The organism is Micromonospora coxensis (genome assembly GCF_900090295.1).
Taxonomy (GTDB): Bacteria; Actinomycetota; Actinomycetes; order Mycobacteriales; family Micromonosporaceae; genus Micromonospora; species Micromonospora coxensis.
This window is the reverse complement of record NZ_LT607753.1, coordinates 3,495,272-3,513,589: the sequence shown is the minus strand read 5'-3', so window position 1 is coordinate 3,513,589 and position 18,318 is coordinate 3,495,272. Positions and strand designations below refer to the sequence as shown.

The 18,318-nt window shown below is 72.7% G+C and carries 14 protein-coding genes; 4 read left to right on the top strand and 10 right to left on the bottom strand.

Annotated features, from left to right (window positions below; all coding sequences use genetic code 11):
• Positions 1-6 precede the first annotated feature (6 nt).
• Positions 7-1,041 (top strand): ParB/RepB/Spo0J family partition protein, encoded by a 1,035-nt coding sequence (locus tag GA0070614_RS15875; RefSeq protein ID WP_088976692.1) that lies wholly within the window; start codon positions 7-9, stop codon positions 1,039-1,041.
• Between the two features lie 647 nt (positions 1,042-1,688).
• Here the strand turns inward: GA0070614_RS15875 and GA0070614_RS15870 are convergent.
• Positions 1,689-2,132 carry a DUF6228 family protein gene (locus GA0070614_RS15870; RefSeq protein WP_157745012.1) on the bottom strand — a complete coding sequence of 148 codons (444 nt, stop codon included), beginning with the start codon at positions 2,130-2,132 and terminating at the stop codon, positions 1,689-1,691.
• Between the two features lie 1,404 nt (positions 2,133-3,536).
• Here GA0070614_RS15870 and GA0070614_RS31155 point away from each other — a divergent pair.
• Positions 3,537-4,553, top strand: coding sequence for a hypothetical protein (locus GA0070614_RS31155; RefSeq protein WP_231933297.1), 1,017 nt, complete (start codon positions 3,537-3,539; stop codon positions 4,551-4,553).
• Between the two features lie 407 nt (positions 4,554-4,960).
• Here GA0070614_RS31155 and GA0070614_RS15860 read toward each other — a convergent pair whose 3' ends face one another.
• Both GA0070614_RS15860 and GA0070614_RS15855 read right to left on the bottom strand, forming a co-directional pair.
• Entirely contained in the window at positions 4,961-5,956 is a 996-nt protein-coding gene (locus GA0070614_RS15860; protein WP_088976690.1) for a D-alanine--D-alanine ligase family protein, read from the bottom strand.
• A gap of 7 nt (positions 5,957-5,963) precedes the next feature.
• Entirely contained in the window at positions 5,964-7,274 is a 1,311-nt protein-coding gene (locus GA0070614_RS15855; RefSeq protein ID WP_088976689.1) for an aminotransferase-like domain-containing protein, read from the bottom strand.
• A gap of 292 nt (positions 7,275-7,566) precedes the next feature.
• Between GA0070614_RS15855 and GA0070614_RS15850 the strand changes: the two genes are divergently transcribed.
• Entirely contained in the window at positions 7,567-8,235 is a 669-nt protein-coding gene (locus GA0070614_RS15850) for a GNAT family N-acetyltransferase (protein WP_088976688.1), read from the top strand.
• A 48-nt stretch (positions 8,236-8,283) separates the two neighbouring features.
• Here GA0070614_RS15850 and GA0070614_RS15845 read toward each other — a convergent pair whose 3' ends face one another.
• From GA0070614_RS15845 to murJ, 7 genes are all read right to left on the bottom strand, one after another.
• Complete coding sequence (locus tag GA0070614_RS15845; protein ID WP_088979458.1) at positions 8,284-9,441, bottom strand: N-acetylmuramoyl-L-alanine amidase; 1,158 nt, start codon at positions 9,439-9,441, stop codon at positions 8,284-8,286.
• A gap of 197 nt (positions 9,442-9,638) precedes the next feature.
• The gene (trxA, locus tag GA0070614_RS15840) at positions 9,639-9,962 is read right to left on the bottom strand and encodes a thioredoxin (RefSeq protein WP_088976687.1); all 324 of its coding nucleotides are present in this window, start codon (positions 9,960-9,962) and stop codon (positions 9,639-9,641) included.
• 35 nt (positions 9,963-9,997) lie between these two features.
• Positions 9,998-10,951, bottom strand: a complete 954-nt coding sequence (gene trxB, locus GA0070614_RS15835) for a thioredoxin-disulfide reductase (protein ID WP_088976686.1) — start codon at positions 10,949-10,951, stop codon at positions 9,998-10,000.
• A 177-nt stretch (positions 10,952-11,128) separates the two neighbouring features.
• Complete coding sequence (locus GA0070614_RS15830; protein WP_088976685.1) at positions 11,129-12,091, bottom strand: hypothetical protein; 963 nt, start codon at positions 12,089-12,091, stop codon at positions 11,129-11,131.
• On the bottom strand, positions 12,088-12,855 hold the full coding sequence (gene sigM / locus GA0070614_RS15825; RefSeq protein WP_408630692.1) for an RNA polymerase sigma factor SigM: 768 nt from the start codon (positions 12,853-12,855) through the stop codon (positions 12,088-12,090). Before sigM ends, GA0070614_RS15830 begins: the two co-directional genes overlap by 4 nt.
• A 37-nt stretch (positions 12,856-12,892) precedes the next feature.
• The gene (locus GA0070614_RS15820) at positions 12,893-14,503 is read right to left on the bottom strand and encodes a protein kinase family protein (protein ID WP_088976684.1); all 1,611 of its coding nucleotides are present in this window, start codon (positions 14,501-14,503) and stop codon (positions 12,893-12,895) included.
• Between the two features lie 466 nt (positions 14,504-14,969).
• Positions 14,970-16,712 carry a murein biosynthesis integral membrane protein MurJ gene (gene murJ / locus GA0070614_RS15815; RefSeq protein ID WP_088976683.1) on the bottom strand — a complete coding sequence of 581 codons (1,743 nt, stop codon included), beginning with the start codon at positions 16,710-16,712 and terminating at the stop codon, positions 14,970-14,972.
• Positions 16,713-16,837: 125 nt separating this feature from the next.
• Here murJ and GA0070614_RS15810 point away from each other — a divergent pair, with 125 nt between their 5' ends.
• On the top strand, positions 16,838-18,295 hold the full coding sequence (locus GA0070614_RS15810) for a CCA tRNA nucleotidyltransferase (protein ID WP_088976682.1): 1,458 nt from the start codon (positions 16,838-16,840) through the stop codon (positions 18,293-18,295).
• Positions 18,296-18,318: the final 23 nt, after the last annotated feature.

Sequence of the window (18,318 nt, the reverse complement as noted above, 5' to 3'; positions counted from 1 at the left end):
CGTCGCATGAAGAACCGACCCCGTGGCGGTCTGGGTCGAGGACTCGGGGCGCTGATCCCGACCGGTCCGGTGGCGGACGCACCGGGCACGGTCGCCGCTCCGGCCGAGCCGGACGCCGGTCGTACGGTGACCGCGGCTCCGGTCGAGGCGACCCCGGCGGTGCACGCCGCCCCGCCCGCGATGCCCGAGCCGCAGCCGCAGCCGCAGCTGAGCCCGGTGCCGGGGGCCCGCTTCGCCGAGATCCCGGTCGACGCGATCGTGCCCAACCCGAAGCAGCCGCGGCAGGTCTTCGACGAGGAGGCGCTGGAGGAGCTGAAGACCTCGATCCGGGAGGTCGGCTTCCTCCAGCCCATCGTCGTCCGCGCGCTCGACGGTGAGAAGTACGAACTCGTCATGGGTGAGCGCCGGTGGCGGGCCGCCCAGGCGGTGGGCCGGGAGCACATCCCCGCGATCGTCCGGGACACCAGGGACGACGCGATGCTCCGGGACGCGCTCCTGGAGAACATCCACCGGGCGAACCTCAACCCGCTCGAAGAGGCCGCCGCGTACCAGCAGTTGCTGGAGGAGTTCGGCGCCACCCACGAGGAGTTGGCCCGGCGGATCGGCCGGAGCCGGCCGCAGATCTCCAACACCATCCGGCTGTTGAACCTCCCGGCCCAGGTACAGCGCCGGGTCGCCGCCGGGGTGCTCTCCGCCGGTCACGCCCGGGCGCTGCTGAGCCTGGAGGAGCCCGAGGCGCAGGAACAACTCGCGTTGCGGATCGTGGCCGAGGGCCTCTCCGTACGCGCGACCGAGGAGATCGTGGCCCTCGCCCTCTCGGACGGGCCGGCCAAGACCCCGGCCGCCAAGCGACGGACCAAGCCCCACGCGCCCGCGCTCACCGACCTGGCCGACCGACTCTCCGACCGCTTCGACACCCGGGTCAAGGTGGACATCGGCCGGAGCAAGGGGAAGATCACCATCGAGTTCGCCACGGTGGACGACCTGGAGCGCATCGTCGGCATCATCGGCGTCGGTCAGGAGGAGCCCGAAGAGGGTTGAGTGGCGTTCTGACGGCATGAACGGCCGTGCCTCTCCCCGTACCGGGAGGCACGGCCGTTGTCATGCGTGCGGCCCGCTCAGCGGGATACGTGCACGGCTCCCCTGAGGCCCACTGATCGTCGGGCGGCGTGTGTGGCTCGGCCAAGGGGTCACCTCGGAGCGGGACCGGCCGGCGGTGGTGCCGGAGCCCGGCGCGGCTCCGGGCCCGGTCGCCCGCATCGCTGATCCGTCTAGTCGGGAGGCGTCGAAGGGGGCCGGGCGATGCGTCAGGTCCGACCGGCCGCTCTCACGCGCATCGCGGTCCATGGAGCGGGTTGGGGCGGTGCGGTGGTTCCTCCGCCGGGTCGATCCGGTCGTACCCGTCGGGCGGGCACCGGCTGCTGCTGCCCCGCGAACGCCCGACCGCTGTCAGCGTCGGACTCCGGGACGGTCGATGCCGCTCCCCAGGTGTCGTGGCGCCGGTTGTCGGGTCTCCTCCCCGCGCCGCGTTGGCCAGTCCGGGAAGCACGTCGGTCAGCCCGTCCCGCCGACGCGGTCTCCCCCGGGTCGGCGGCGGTCGACGGGGTCGGAGTGGGCCGAGTCTCGCTCGCAGCAGCGGGGGTCGCCGGGACCGCTCAGCGCCGGGGCGTCTCGGGTCGACGTGGGAGCTACTGCTCGGCGTCCAGGAAGTCGGTCAGCCGCCGGGCCAGTCGTGCCAGTTCCCGGGTCGCCTCGATGACGAAGACGACTGTGGCGGACCAGGGCGCGACGGTCGGGTCGGTGTCGGCCGCCCGCAGGGTCACCCCGAGCGAGACGTGGGACGCGCCGTCGTGGGTGGCTTCGAGGACGAGCTGTCGCTGACCGGACGCCCAGTATCGGACGCCCTCCCACCCGCGCCAGTCGACGGCGAGCCCGGTGAGGAAATCCGGCAGCCGGACCGCCTGCGGGTTGACGAAGATGCCGTCGAGTTCGACGACGGTGGCGGCGGCCATGCCGTAGCCGTACAGCTCGGTCGAGAGCATGAGGACGTAGCCGTCCCCGTACGGGTCCAGCGGGGCGTGGAGCACCCAGCGCGTACCGAGCTCCGACCGCAGGACGAAAGGTTCGCTCATCGCGGCCCAGCGTAGATCCCGGCGGCCCGTGCTGCCGATCCCGCGGCGGCTGGCGATCCCGCTCATCCGGTAGCCGGCGGTCGAGGCGAGTTGACGTCGGCGGTAGGGGTGGCTCCGTGAGACTCGATCAGGTTGCCCAGTGGGCGGCGGATCCATCGGGCCTCGGTTTCACGTGGAACCAGGGTGTCGGCGGTCGGCTCGCAGGATCGCGGGGGTGGCCGGTCGGTACTGGAGGGGCGTCGCTGCGTCCGCAACGACGATCGGGGCGGCGTTCGGGACGGGGGGATCGGGATTGGCTGCGGTCGCGCACAGCGAGCAGCGGGATTTCCGGCTGCTGCTTCGGGCCTGACCGTGGTGGGTCGTTGGTCCGTCGGCCCTTGCCGGGCGGATTCGACGCCCTACCCCGTGGTCGCTCCGCCGTGGGTCCGGACCTCTGCTTGTTTCACGTGGAACCGGGTCGGCTCCTGAGAACCGGGCATGGAAGGTGGGGTCGTGTGGATGACACCTCAGTTGATCGGGCGCATGCCAGCGCCCTTGACCGTTTCACGTGAAACCGTGCCGTGCCGCCGCTGGGTAGAAGGCCGGGCGGCAACCGGGCGTGGTTGACGTGGACGTGGGCGGAGAGGCCGACGATGCGGGCACACGGTGCCGGTGGGCCGCGCTGCCGTAGCAGCGTGATTTAGCTGGGCGGCAGCACATCGGATTCTGCGTAGTGACCCCGCTTGTTTCACGTGGAACCAGGATGCCGTGCTGCTGTCAGAAGCCGGGGACGTGTCGGCCCGTGAGGCCCTGGGTGAGATGTCGAGCCAGAGCATTGGTCGGCTGAGCAACGAGCTGGAGCCCGGAGGTCGGGCACTGACCCGGCATGCCGGCTCAGGCCCTTCATGGAGCCCGGGCATTCACCGAGCCCGGGCACTCACCAGCTCCCAACCGCAGGTTCGTCACCCGTCAGCAGCTCGGGCAGTTCTCCACCGCGCGTCGTCAGTCGGTCCGTGCCGGTGTCACGCCACGGGCACCTTGCCGCCCCTCCCGCCGTCGCCACGAGAGCCGGAGCCCGCCGACAAACGATCCGAGATCGGGGGCGGGCGGGCAGCAGCCGACCGGCCGCCTCGATCGTTGGACGAACGGGCCCGCGAACCCTGTGACCGACGTTGTGGAGGAGGCCCGAAGTTATCCACAGCGGTTTTCCACAGGCCCACCCCGTTTCACGTGAAACAGCGCTCAGCGCAGTGCTCTGACCTGTGGATGACGTGGAGTGGTGGTGATCTCATCAGCCTGTGGACAACTGCTCTGTGATGGCTCTCGACCGCTCAGGGTCACTGCCTCCGACCGCGTGAGACCGGCTCATGATCACCGTCGTTCGGAGTAGGGACAGGGGTGCTCTCCTCGGTTAGGGTCAGCCTCGTGCACGACACCCCTCCCGCGCTTCCGGACTTCACCCAGTGGCCTTCGTTCCCCTTCGAGGGCGAGATCCGTCTCAAGCAGCTCGACGACCCGGTGCCGGTCGAGCCGCCCCGCAAGGGCGAGGCGCATCGGGAATGCACCGCCTGCAACGCGCCCGATGAGGCGTACATCTGGGTGGGTGAGCGATGGCGGGTACGCGCCATGGACCGGCCCACCGGTCTGCCCATGGTGCTGATCCTGGAGTCCCGATCGCACCTCGATCTCGGGGACCTGCCCAACCTGCTCGCCGCCGAACTGGGGGTGATGACGGTACGGCTGGAGCGCGCCATCCGGTCGCTGGACGGTGTCGCCCGCGTCCACGTGAACCGGTGGGGTGACGGCTCGGCGCACCTGCACATGTGGTTCCTGGCCCGGCCGTACGGGCGGCTCCAGTTGCGGGGCACCTTCCTCTCCCTGTGGGACTCGATCCTTCCGCCCATCTCCGAGTCGCAGTGGCGGGAGAACCTGGCCATGGTGGCCGCCTGGCTCGCCGAGTTCGGTGGGCGTCCGCTCGCCGAACCGCCGCGCATCCAGTGGCAGGCACCGTCCAGCCTCGCCGACCAGTCCGATGCCGCGCAGAGGTCCCGGGACGACGAGGCCGTGTCGGTGATCGAGTCCGAGGAGGAGATCCCGGTCGAGGTCGTCGAGGACGTCACCGACCTCGACGACGCCGGACAGCCCGCCGACCGGCCGACCACCGACCGGCCGACCGCCGACGAGGCCGCCACCCGCTCCACCGCCGCCGAGCCCACCGCCATCCGGTCGGACGCCGCCCGGTCGGACGCGGTGGAAACCGACGCTGTCGGCTCCGACGCGGACGGGTCCGAGATCGCCGCGTCCGACGCCGCAGGCAGCGGTGCCGACTCCGCGACGGACGACGAGCCGGCGGGGACAGAGCAGAACGGCAGTCCCCGGCCCGGTGCGGCATCGAGCGGCGCCACGAAGCCGGAGGACTCACCGGCCGCGAACAACCGCTGACCACCGCGCGGGTCGGGTGGCCGCAGCTACGCCGCAGTGGTGATGCCGGCGCCACGCCGGCCGGTGGGCACCATCCGCTCGCCGCCGCGCCGGCCATCGGCAGCAAGTTGCCACCGGCACTCAGCGGACCAGACCCACGCAGCGGACCAGACCACGAAGGCGGAGCAGGCCACGAGGCGGAGCAGGCTCGAGCGGCGGAGCAGGCCACGAGGCAGAGCAGGATCACGCGGCGGACCAAGCCGAGGCAGAGCAGACTCACGCGGCGGACCGGACTCACGCAGCGGGCCACACTCACCCCGTCGCAGTCGTGAGCGAGGGGGACCACCGGCACGAGACGGCACCCACCCGGGCCGTGACACGCCACGGACCGGACGGACTCGGAGAACCGGGATCAGGCGGTGGGCGCGTCAGGACCGTCGGGCGGCGGCCCGGGCCACCAACGACCCCAGCACCCGCCCGAAGTCCAGCCCGGCCGCCTGGACGGCGAGCGGCAGCAGCGACGTCTCCGTCATGCCGGGCGACACGTTGACCTCCAGCACGTGCGGCCGCCCGTCGGCGTCGACGATCATGTCGACCCGGGAGAGGTCCCGCAGGCCCAGCGCGGTGTGCGCGGCGAGCGCCACCTCGGTGACCGTCTCGGTGACCGACTCCTCCAGCCGGGCCGGGGCGTGCCAGGTGGTGCGGCCGGCGGTGTAGCGGGCGGCGTAGTCGTACACGCCGTTGCGCGGCACGATCTCCACCGGCGGCAGCGCGCGCGGCCCGTCGCCCAGGTCGACCACGGAGACCGCCACGTCCATGCCGGGCACGTACCGCTCCACCAGCGCCGTCGAGTCGTACGCGAAGCAACCCACCATCGCGGCCGGGAGGGCCGCGACGTCCCGGACCACGGCGGCGCCCAGGCCGGACCCGCCCTGGGCCGGCTTCACCATCAGCGGCAGGCCCAACCGGTCGACGATCCGCTCCAGCACCGCCACCGCGCCCAGCTCGGAGAAGCGGTCGTGCGGCAGGGCCACCCAGTCGGGGGTGGGGATGCCGAACTCGCGCAGCACCGCCTTCGCCGAGGGCTTGTCCCAGGCGAGCCGGGAGGCGCGGGCGTCGCAACCGACGTACGGCACGCCGCAGAGGTCGAGCACACCGCGCAGTGAGCCGTCCTCGCCGGTGGCGCCGTGCAGCGCGATCACCACCGCGTCCGGCGGGTCGGCGGTCAGCGCGGGCAGCAGCGCCACGTCGGCGTCCCGCAGCTCCGCCTCGACACCGACCGTCTTCAGCGCGTCGAGCACGCGACGGCCGGATCGCAGCGAGACGTCGCGCTCGTACGAGAGGCCGCCGGCGAGCACCAGCACGTGCAGGTCGGTGGTGGCGGGGTCGGTCACGGGAACTCGGTCGGCAGAGGTGACAGCCATGCCGGAATCATGCCAAGTCGGGGCCCGGCGCATCCGCGCCGCCCTGCCGGCGGCGGCCGGCCGGGGTGACCGTGCCGAAGACCTTGCGCATGGCGATGTCCTGCTCCATGACGCCGGCCAGCCGGCGGACGCCCTCCCGGATCCGCTCCGGCGGCGGGAAGGAGAAGTTGAGCCGCATGTTGCCGGTGCCGGACCCGTCGGCGTAGAAGCCGGTACCCGGCACGTAGGCGACCCGGGCGGCGATGGCGCGCGGCATCATCGCCTTCGCGTCGAGCCCGTCGGGCAGGTTCGTCCAGACGAACAGCCCACCGGCCGGGTTGGTCCAGGTGGTGCCCTCCGGCATCAGGTCCTCCAGGGCGGAGAGCATGGCGTCCCGCCGCTCCCGGTAGACCTCGCGGTAGACCTTCAGCTGCTCCCGCCAGGGCATGGTCGACAGGTACGTCGCCACGGCGGCCTGGGCGTACCCGCTCGGGCACAGGATCTGCGCCTCGCTGGCGATCACCAGCTTGTCCCGGACCGCGTGCGGGGCGAGGATCCAGCCCACCCGCAGGCCGGGCGCGAACGTCTTGGAGAAGGTGCTCAGGTAGAAGACCCCGTCCCGGCGGCGGGCGCGCAGCGGTGCGGGGGCCTCCCCCTCGAAGCCGAGCTGGCCGTACGGGTCGTCCTCGACCACCAGCAGCCCGGCGCGCTCGCAGATGTCGAGGACCCGCTCCCGGCGCTCCTCGCTCAGCGTCACGCCGGTCGGGTTCTGGTACGTGGGGATGGTGTAGAGGAACTTCACCCGCCGGCCGGCACGGGCCAGGTCGGCGATCGCCACCTCCAGCGCCTCCGGCACCAGCCCCTCGTCGTCCATCGGCACGTGCACGACCTGGGCCTGGGCGGCCTGGAACACCCCGAGCGCGCCGACGTACGTCGGGCCCTCGGCGAGCACCACGTCCCCCGGGTCCAGGAAGAGGCGGGACACCAGGTCGAGGGCCTGCTGCCCGCCCACGGTGACCACCACGTCGTCCGGGGAGGCGCCGCAGGACGCGTCGATGCCGGAGAGGGCCATCACCTCGCAGATCCGCTCGCGCAGCTCCAGGGTGCCCTGGCCGATGCCGTACTGGAGGGTGGTGACGCCGTGCTCCGAGCCCAGTTTGCCGAGCATCTCGCCGACCGCGTCGAGCGGCAGCGCGGCGATGTAGGGGGCGCCACCGGCGAGCGAGACGACCTCCGGCCGGCTGGCCACCGCGAAGAGCGCCCGGATCTCGGAGGCGGTCATGCCCCGGACCCGCCGCGCGTAGCGGTCGGTGTAGTCGTCGAGCGTCGTGCCGGTCATGACATCACCTCGATCGGGTGTCGGTCGGGCTGCCGCCCGCTGGGGTACCCGCGGTGCCGGCGACCATGGCGGCGCGGGACGCCGGTCGCTCGATCGTAGTCCGCCCGCGCCGCGTCCGGACCCGTGAGTTCGGGTACGTCCACATCCCGGACCGGCCATGACCGGCTCGGGTGGGCATTCGCGCGTCCCCTCCCGTACGGTCGGCGGGGGGCGTACGATCGCTCGTCGGGGGCGGAGTGGCGGCGGTGGTGCGCGCCGGTTCCACCTCCGAGCCTATTGTGGGGGCCCGCCGATGTCGCGACGTCTGGTCAGTCTGACCCTGGACACCTTGGAAGACCTGCCCCGCCCGTGCCGGGAGTGCGTGTACTGGGAACTCGACCCGGTCTCCGCCGAGCGGGCGTGCGCCGCCGGTGACCCGGGACTGGAGAAGGAGGCCTGGGTCTCGCAGACCCTGCTGGAGTGGGGCTCCTGCGGCAAGCTGGCGTACGTCGACGGGATGCCCGCCGGGTTCGTCATGTACGCCCCGCCCGCCTACGTGCCCCGCTCGATGGCCTTCCCCACCTCCCCGGTCTCGGCGGACGCGGCGCTGCTGATGACCGCGAACGTGGTGCCGGCGTTCGCCGGCGGCGGGCTGGGCCGGATGCTCGTGCAGGGCGTCGCCCGGGATCTCACCAAGCGGGGCATCAAGGCGATCGAGGCGTTCGGCGACGCCAAGTTCGGCGACGACGCGGGGGACGCCACCCGGGCCTGTGTCGCCCCGGCCGACTTCTTCCTCTCGGTGGGCTTCAAGACCGTCCGCCCGCACCCCCGCTACCCCCGGCTGCGGCTGGAGCTGCGCACCGCGTTGAGCTGGAAGTCGGACGTCGAGTACGCGCTGGAGAAGCTGCTCGGCTCGATGAGCCCCGAGACGCTGCTCCGCCCGGTCCGCCCCGCCCCGGCCACCCGCAGCACCTCGGGCTGACCGCCGCGATCCGGCCGGACCGGCCCGGCCGGCCTCCGACGCGTCCGCTCAGTCGACCACCGCCCCGGCGGCCACCACCGCCCGCAGCTCGCTGACGTCGATCGAGCCGGTCGGCACGTCCCGTTCGACGGGGAAGTACATCCGCTGCACGGCGGCCACGATCGCCTCCACCACCCGGTCGCGGAACCGGGGGTCGACCAGCCGTCCCCGGTCCCGGGGGGAGGTGAGGTAGCCGACCTCGACCCGGACCGCCGGCATCTTCGTCAGCCGCAGCAGGTCCCACGCCTTGGCGTGGGTACGGCAGTCCCGCAGCCCGGTCCGCGCCACGATCTCCCGCTGCACCAGTCCGGCCAGTCGTTCGCCGGTGGTCGAGGTGACGCCGTTGTCCGTGCCGTAGTGGTAGGTGGCCACCCCCTCCGCCTCCGGGTTGGCGTGTTCGTCGGTGTGCAGCGAGATGAACACGTCCGCGCCGAGCGAGTTGGCCAGCTGCGCCCGGTCGGCGTCCGGCAGGCAGGTCGCCGGCGACGGTCCCCGGGTGAGCTGGACCCGTACGCCCGCGGCGGCGAGCCGTCCCTCCAGGCGGCTGGCGAGGTCGTGCACCAGGTCCGCCTCGGTCCAGCGCAGCGGGCCGTCCGGCACCACCACGCCGGGGTCGGTGCCGCCGTGGCCGGGGTCGATCACCACGGTGCGCCCCACGAGGGTCGGGCCGGACTGCCGGATCGCGTCGGACTCGCGCAACCACTGGGGGCGGCCACCGACGACCTTGCGCCCGAGGCGGCGCAGCGCGCCCATGGTGTGCGGCCCGCAGGACCCGTCCGGCTTCAACCCCACCTCCCGCTGGAACTGGGCCACCGCCCGGGAGGTGCGGATGCCGTAGATGGCGTCGGCGTGGCCCACGTCGTACCCCATCTCCAGCAGTCGCTCCTGGAGCGAGCGGACGTCCTCGCCGGTGAGGGGTTCGGGCACCGCGTGGTAGAGGGTGCGGGCGCCCAGCCGCCAGCGGGCGGCGTCCAGGGCCCGCCACGTCTCCGCGCCGACCCGCCCGTCGATGCTGAGCCCACGGGACTGCTGGAAGGCCCGCACGGCACGTTCGGTGGCCCCGTCGAACTCGTCGTCGGTCGACGGGGGGAGCAGGTCGAGGCCGGTGAGGACGGTGCGGATCTCCGTCACCGCGGGCCCACGGTCACCGGGTCGGATCGGACGCACGTACGACCCCCTCTGCTGCTGGTTGGCCGGTGCCACGGTCACGTGTCGCGTGGCGATCGGCACGCTCCGCCCAGCGGACGCTTACGGAGCGTATCGTGACCGGTCCTGCTCCGGGCGGGGGTTCGCCCAGGTCAGGAGCCAACAGGACGCGACCCCCGCACCCGGTACGGGTGCGGGGGTCGCGGTGGTACGTCGTCTCAGAGCGCCGACTGGATGAGCCGGACCAGCTCGCCCTTGGGCTTCGCGCCGGCGATCGACTGCACCGGCTCGCCGTTCTTGAAGATGGTCAGGGTCGGCACGGACATCACCCGGTAGGCGCGGGCGGTCTCCGGGTTCTCGTCGATGTTGAGCTTGACGATGGTGACCTGGTCACCCATCTCGCCCGCGATCTCCTCCAGCAGCGGGGAGACCTTGCGGCACGGCCCGCACCACTCGGCCCAGAAGTCCACCAGCACCGGCTTGGCGGACTTCAGCACGTCGGTGGCGAAGTTCGCGTCGGTGACGACCTTTGTTGCTCCCACTATGACCCTCCTCCTCAGGCGTTCGTTCTCGGTTTTCAGCCCTGCAGCGTGGCGATGAAGCGCTCGGCGTCGAGGGCGGCGGCGCAGCCGGTGCCGGCGGCGGTGATGGCCTGCCGGTAGGTGTGGTCCACCACGTCGCCGGCGGCGAACACGCCCGGCACGCTGGTCCGGGTGCTCGGGGCCTCGACCTTGACGTACCCCTCGTCGTCCAGCTCGACCTGGCCCCGGAACAGCTCGCTGCGCGGGTCGTGGCCGATCGCCACGAAGACGCCGGTCACGTCCAGCACCTTGGTCTCACCGCTGTGCACGTTGCGGACCCGGACCCCGCTGACCTTGCCGTCCTCGCCGAGGATCTCCTCGACGGTGGTGTTCCACTCGACCTTGATCTTGTCGTTGCCGAGCGCCCGCTCCGCCATGATCTTGCTGGCCCGGAACGAGTCGCGCCGGTGGATGATGGTGACGGAGTCGGCGAACCGGGTGAGGAAGCTGGCCTCCTCCATCGCGGAGTCGCCACCGCCGACCACCACGATGTCCTGGCCACGGAAGAAGAACCCGTCGCAGGTGGCGCAGGACGACACCCCGTGGCCCAGGTACTCCTGCTCCCCCGGCACACCCAGCGGACGCCAGGCCGAGCCGGTGGAGAGGATGACGGCCTTCGCCCGGTAGGCGGTCTGCCCGACCCAGACGGTGCTCACCGCGTCCGACCCGATCATGCCGGTGTCCTTGAGCTCGACCCGGGTGACGTCGTCGGTGAGGAACTCCGCGCCGAACCGCTCGGCCTGCTTGCGCATGTTGTCCATCAGCTCGGGGCCGAGGATGCCGTCCGCGAAGCCGGGGAAGTTCTCCACCTCGGTCGTGGTCATCAGCGCGCCGCCGGACTGCACACCCTCGATGACGAGGGGCTTCAGGTTGGCGCGTGCGGCGTAGACCGCCGCCGTGTAGCCGGCCGGCCCGGAGCCGATGATGATCAGGTTGCGGACCTCGTCCACTGCCGTCTCCCGATGTGTGTGTTCGACATCGGCGGCGCACCGACATCGATCCGAGTGCCGACGGCTCAGCGACGTCGGCGACTGACTTGCAGAACGTCATCGTACGAACCGGGGATTCCCGAACCGGTCGTCCGGTGGGTCACGTCACGCGGCGACGGCCGACCGTTGACCGCGACCTCACCCTACCCGCGCCTGGTAGCGGGTGTCCGCGCCGGACCCCGGCACACCGCACTCCGCCCCGCTCACCCAGGCCCAGCGTTCGCCGGTCCGGTCGGCGAACCGGAGCACCAGCGCCGGCTCACCCCGGAAGGCGGCGTAGTCGACGAACTCGACGGTGAGCGGAGCGCGTCCGTGGGCGGCGGCGACCTCGGCGAGACAGTCCTTGAGGGCGTCGGGCGCGCCGAGCCGGTCCAGCCCGCCGGGGCCGGCCTGCCGGATCTCCCCGGGGACCTCGCCGGGCGCCATCCCGGGCACCTCGGTGGCCAGTCGGGGCAGCACGCTCGCGGCGGCGCCGGCGGCCAGCGACTCCGGCGTCCAGTCGGTGCCGCTGCGCTGCGGGGCCACGGTCACCCGGAACGAGCCCTGGTCGGCGGCCGCAGCGGGGCCGGCCGCCGTCGACTCGGCGCCGTCGGTCGCGCCGGAGCCGTCCAGCAGGTGCCCGACGCCGAACCCGACGGCGGCGATGGAGGCCACGGCGAGCGCGGTGGGGGCGGCCAGGCGGGCCCAGCGCCGGCGCCGCCGGCCCGGCCCGGCGACGTCGTCACGCCGGGATCCCGGGGTACGCGGTGCCGCGCCGCCGCCCTGCGCGGGCACGACCGGGGATCCGGGACGGTGGGCGGTGTCCGGCCGGTCGACGGGGGCGGCGTCCAGCGGCTGGCCGGCGTTGCCCGGTCCCGCACCGGCCAGTACGGCGGTGAGTCGCTCGACGACGGCGGTTGGCATCTCGACAGCGGCGAGCGCGCCCAGGTCGGCGGTGGTCCGGGCGACGGCGGGAGCCAGCGCGGCGTACGCCTCGGCCCAGGCCGGGTCCTGCGCGACCAGCCGCGCGACCGTCGCCTCCTCGGGGGTACCGTCCAGCGCCCCGCCCAGGTAGTCGGCGAGCAGGTCGTGATCGACCCCGCTGAACTCCCCGGTCGTCACGTGTCCTCCTGGTTGGCGTCCCGCCGAAAGCGCCCCGACCCCGATCGGACGCTGTCCGGAGTCCGTGGGTTCCCGATGGTGACGCCGGGCACGTCCCGGCCGGCGGGATCGGGGCCCGGCGGGGCCGGGTCGTCACCGGTGCGCAGGTGCCCGAGCTGCACCGCGAGCCGGGCCCGGCCCCGGGCGCAGCGGCTCTTGACCGTGCCCTCGGCCACGCCGAGGATGCGGGCGACCTCGGCGACCGGGTAGCCCTGCACGTCCACCAGGACGAGCGCGGCCCGCTGCTCGACCGGCAGCGCGGCCAGGGCCTGCCGGACCACCAGCGCGGTGTCGTGGTCGGTGGCCGGCGCGGCCGGCTCCACTCCGCCGCCGGTGCCCTCCTCCGTGCGGGTGCCGTCGGGCAGCGGCACGGTCGGGTGGGCCTGACGGCGGCGGATCCGGTCCAGGCAGGCGTTCACCACGATGCGGTGCAGCCAGGTGGTGACGGCGGAGTCGCCCCGGAACCGGGCGGCGGCCCGGTGGGCGGAGAGCAGCGCGTCCTGCAACGCGTCGGCGGCCTCCTCGCGGTCGCCGAGGGTCCGCAGCGCCACCGCCCAGAGACGGTCCCGGTGCCGGTGGAAGAGTTCGGTGAAGGCGTCCCGGTCACCGGCGACGTGGGCGCGGAGCAGGTCGAGGTCGGAGGCCTCGGCGGCCGACAGCGTCACCGGCGGGAGGGAGCCGGTCGCCGGCTCGGGCGTATGCCCGCCGCGACCCGCCATCACCACACCCGGCGGGGGTGGTGCCGGGATCGCGGCGGACGGCTCACGAACCCTGGACCTTGATCTCCTGGACGCCGAGCTTCCAGCCGTCCCCGCTGTCCTTCTCCGGCAGTTCGGTGATCCAGAAGAGCAGGTACTGGTACTGCTTGTCGGCGTCGAACCCGTTGAAGGTCATCTTGGTGCCGTCGTGCCCCTCGAACGGCTGCCCGATCAGCGTGGTGTAGCTGGCGACGAGCTGCTTGTCGCCGGAGGAGCTGGACGGGAAGTCGGCGAGGCCCGCGCGCAGTTCCGCGGAGGCGCCGGTGGACGACAGGGTGGCCTGGAGCGACTTCACCGTGTGCGGGGCGCCCAGGTCGATCCAGATGCCCATGCCCTTCTTGAGGCCGCCGAACTTGCCGTGGTTGCGGTAGCTGGCGGTCTCCCAGCCCTCGTCCTCGTCGCCGTCGATGACCTTCTCGGCGTTGCGCACCTCGGCGCGGTCGCTGCTGTCCGGGTCGATGATCCGGACGTCCTGGATGGTGAGGTTCTTGACGGCCGGGGCGGGGGCGGTCGTCCCGGCGGCGGCCGGCGCGCTCGCCGAGGGGCGGGCGACCGGCTGGGTGTCGGGGGACTTGTCCCCACCGAACGCGCTGATGCCGATGAGGAGGCCGACCAGGGCGACCGCCAGCAGACCGGCGATGCCGATCGCCACCTTGCGGCCACCGGCGGCGGCCAGCGGCGACGGGTCGTCGCCCGGGTCCGCGCTGAAACGGATCGTGCCGGTCTGGTCGAGGAAGTGGTCCTCGGCCGGGATGTCGAGCCGACCCAGTTCGGCGGCGAGCACGTCCGACGAGGGCGACGCGATCTCCGGGTCGAGCAGGTCCATGGTCAGGTCGTCGAGGTACGCCGGCACACCGGCCCGGACCTGTCGCGGGGCGGCGATGGAACCGCTGGCGTCGCGGACGGCGTCAACGATGGCGGCCCGGCCGTGCCCGGCCGTCGCGCCCCGCAGCGGGGCCTCGGCGTGCGGCCAGTGCCCGGTGAGAGCGAAGTAGAGGATGCCGCCGACCGCCCGGACGTCGTTCTCCTGGCTGTCGTCGCCGTCGGTGCGCGCGTCGGCCAGCACCACCCGGCCGTCGTCGCTGATCATCACGGTGCCGGGGTGGACGTTGCCGTGCACCATGCCGGTGGCGTGCACGGAGGCGAGCGCGCTGGCCACGGCGTTGCCGATGGCGGTGGCGCGGGCCGGGTCCAGCGGGCCGGCGGCGACCAGCTCGCGCAGCGACCGCCCGTCGACCCACTCGCGGACGACGTACGCCCGCTCGCCCTCGTCGATCGCGTCGTAGACGCCGACCAGATTGGGGTGGATGACCCGACTGGCCGCCACCGCGGCCTGGAGCATCTCGGTGGCCGAGTCGCCGCCCGGGTAGCGCAGCACGACCGCGACCGGTCGGCGCAGCACGACGTCGACCCCTCGCCACACGAGTCGCCCGGCGCTGTCGTTGTTGATGTGCTCGACCAGTTCGTACCGCTCGGCGAGGATCTCACCGGCCGTGGGAGCACCGAAGGTCATGACCGGAGGAGCGGATTCCTCCGCCTCCTGACCCTCGCCGACCTGGGTCACCCGTCCTCCCTCGGTGATCGTGTCGATCGATGGACCCGCGCTGCTGGGCATGTGGCTTCCCGCTCTGCCTTCGATGGAACCGGTCGGCGCGTCGACGCGAGCCGTCGGCCACCTGCCGTGTCCGTCCAGAGCGACCTTACCCGGACTGCCCGTCATACCGACATGTCATCTTCCCGCCGCCTGCGGCGACGTGCCTGATGTGACCGACCTCGTCCGGTTGCGACCGTTGTCAGCCACGTTGCTGGCACATGTACTAGCCAATCTACGGGTTGACCGCAAGTAGCCGTCGCAGGGGCCGACCTGGGTGTGGCGGTCCGGCGACGTCCCACCGGGTTCCCGCCGAACGGCTCGCCATGCTCCACCGTACGGCTGGTTGTCCACAGGACCTTTCGGTCGCTGACCGGGGAATCGCGGAGTTATCCACAGCCGTGTCCCCAGGCTGGTGATCCTCGTTGACACTCCGTGTCCGCCGGCCGGAGCGGGCGGCATGTCGTCCAGCACCACGGACGGCGCCGCCTCAGCGGCCGAGCCGCCGCCGCACCATCCCGACCACCTCGGTGATCTCGCCGATCCGCAGGACCATCGCCAGCCCCAGGTACGTCCCGCCGATCACCGCGCCGCCGACCACCAGCTGCACCGCCGCCGCGAGCCAGCCCAGGTCCTCCCGGTCACCGGGCAGCAGGGCCACCACCAGCAGCCCGACCAGGGCCGCCCCGAGCGCGGCCACCAGCACCTTGCCCATCGTCCGCATGATCCCGCCCAGGCCGATCCGACCCACCCGGGGACGCAGCAGCATCGCCGAGATGACCGCGGCGGCCAGGTACGAGATCGCGTTGCCGAGCATCATGCCCGCCGCCGCGAAGGTGGTCGAGAAGACGAGGTACAGCCCGATCTGGAGGGCCACCCGCAGCGCCACCACCGGGATGTTGACCAGCGCCGGGGTACGGGTGTCCGGCAGGGCGTAGAAGGCGAAGGTGAAGAGCTGGCTGATCGCGAACGGCACCAGCCCCACCGCGGCGACCAGCAGCACCGTCGAGGTCGCCACCGCGTTGTCGCCGGTGAACGCCCCGTACCGGAAGACCACCACCGAGATCGGCGCGGCCAGCACCGCGTAGCAGACCGCGATCGGGGCGAGCACCGCGGTGACCATCCGGGTGCCCCGGGACAGGTCGGCGGTGAGGTCGTGGAACCGGCCGTCGGCGGCGGCACCGCTCATCCGGGGCATCAACGCGGTGATGATCGAGACGGCGATGATGCCGTGCGCCATCATCAGCAGCAGGAAGACGTTGTTGTAGATCAGCAGTCCGGCGCTGTTCTCGCCCGCCGCGCGGGTGAGCAGGTTGACCACCACGAAGAGGCCGAGCTGGTTGACCGCGACGTAGCAGAACATCCACGCCCCGAGTCGGGCCAGCTCGCGCAGCCCCAGCTCGCGGAAGTCGAAGCGCCACTTCCAGCGGAAACCCACCTTGCGCAGCGCCGGCAGCAGGCCCGCGGTCTGCACCGCCACGCCGAGCAGGGTGCCCCCGCCGACCAGCAGGATCCGGCCCCACCCCATCTGCTCCGGGCGCAGCGCCTTCGCGCCGTAGACCACGATGTAGAGGCCGAAGACACCGATCACCACGAGGTTGTTCAGGATCGGCGCCCACATCGGCGCGGCGAAGTGCCCCCGGGTGTTCAGCACCGCGGCGATCAGCGCGCTCACGCCGGTGAAGAACAGCATCGGCAGCATCAGGTACGACAGGTTCGTGACCAGGCCGGTGTAGTTCTCGTCCTTGCCGCCGGCGTAGATGGCGGTCAGCGTCGAGGCCAGCAGCAACGCGATGACCACGGTGACGGCGAGCGCGAGCACCGCCAGGGTGAGCAGCCGCTGCGCGTACGCCTCGCCCCGGTCCGGGTCGGTCTTGCGGCGCCGTACCAGCACCGGGATCAGCACGCTGGTGAGCACCCCGCCGAGCAGGAACTCGTACACCTGGTTGGGCAGGAACAGCGCGGTGGTGAACGCGTCACCGACCAGGCTGCCGAGCGCCGCGCCGATCATCAGGTTGCGGATGAAGCCGGTGCCCCGGCTGACCAGGCTGCCGACCGCCATCACCGCGCTGTTCGCCGCGGCGCTGGTCTCCGCCACCACCTCCTGCGGGGGCGCGGTGGCCTCCACCCCGGGCTGGTTCAGCGGCTCGGCGGAGATGAAGGTGGCGTCGTCGCCCGGCGGCGGCCCGCCTCCCTGCGCGGCGTTCGCGCTGCGGTAGAGCCCGCCGCTCATCTCCAGCCTCCAAGGGGTACGTCGGAACCGGCGCCGGCCCGCACGCCATGACCATAGTCAACCCGGGTGGCATACCCGCGCCCGGCGGATCAGATCACGGCCCGGCCCGATAGGCTGGCGCTCCCATGTCCGAAGCCTCCGCTCCCCACGCCGCCGACCGCCGCGAACTCACCGCCGCGCAGCGCAACGCCGTCGCCGAACTGCTCCGCGTCTCCCCGGTCGCCGACGAGCTCGGCCGCCGGTTCGCGCGCGCCGGTCACGAACTGCACCTGGTGGGCGGATCGGTCCGCGACGCCCTGCTCGGTCGGCTCGGCGACGACCTGGACTTCTGCACCGACGCCCACCCCGACGAGACGCTGCGGATCGTCAAGGGCTGGGCCGAGTCGATCTGGGAGACCGGTCGGGAGTTCGGCACCATCGGCTGCCAGCGCGACGGGCTCCGGCTGGAGGTCACCACCTACCGGGCCGAGGCGTACGACCAGGTCAGCCGCAACCCGATCGTCGAGTACGGGACCAGCCTCACCGAGGACCTGCGGCGGCGCGACTTCACCATCAACGCGATGGCGGTCAGCCTCCCCGACCACCGCTTCACCGACCCGCACGGTGGCCTCGACGACCTCGCCGCCAAGGTGATCCGTACCCCCGGCACGCCCCGGGAGTCGTTCGGCGACGACCCGCTGCGGATGCTGCGTGCGGCCCGGTTCGCCGCTCAGCTCCGCTTCGCCGTGCACCCGCAGGTGCGCGAGGCGATGACCCGGATGGCGGCCGACCTCGACCGGATCACCGCCGAACGGATCCGGGACGAGTTCACCAAGCTGCTCTGCGGCGCCGATCCGATCACCGGGCTGCGGCTGCTGGTCGACACCGGGCTGGCCGAGCGGTTCCTGCCCGAACTGACCGGGCTCAAGCTGGAGATCGACGAGCACGCCCAGCACAAGGACGTCTACGAGCACACGCTCACCGTGGTGAGCAACGCCGTCTCGTACGAGGAGGACGGCTGTGACTTCGTCCTGCGGATGGCCGCGCTGATGCACGACGTGGGCAAGCCGGCGACCAAGGCGGTCGGGCCGGACGGCCGGGTCAGCTTCCACCACCATGAGGTGGTCGGCGCCCGGCTCACCAAGGCCCGGATGAAGGCCCTGCGCTACCCCAAGGACGTCACCGCCCAGGTGACCAAGCTGGTCGGGCTGCACCTGCGCTTCTACGGGTACGGCCGCGGCGAGTGGACCGACTCGGCGGTGCGCCGGTACGTCACCGACGCCGACGACCTGCTGCCCCGGCTGCACAAGTTGACCCGCTCGGACTGCACCACCCGCAATCGCCGCAAGGCCGCGCAGCTCGCCGCGGACTACGACGCGCTGGAGGAGCGGATCGCCCGGATCGCGGCCGAGGAGGACCTGGCCCGGGTCCGTCCCGACCTGGACGGCAACGCCATCATGGAGCTGCTCGGCGTGCCGCCGGGGCCGGTGGTCGGCCGGGCCTGGCAGCACCTCAAGGAGCTGCGCCTGGAACGCGGTCCGCTGGAGCGCGCGGAGGCGGAGGCGGAGCTGCTGCGCTGGGCCCGCGAGCAGGGCCTGGCCTGACGGACACCGAAGGGGCCGCCCGG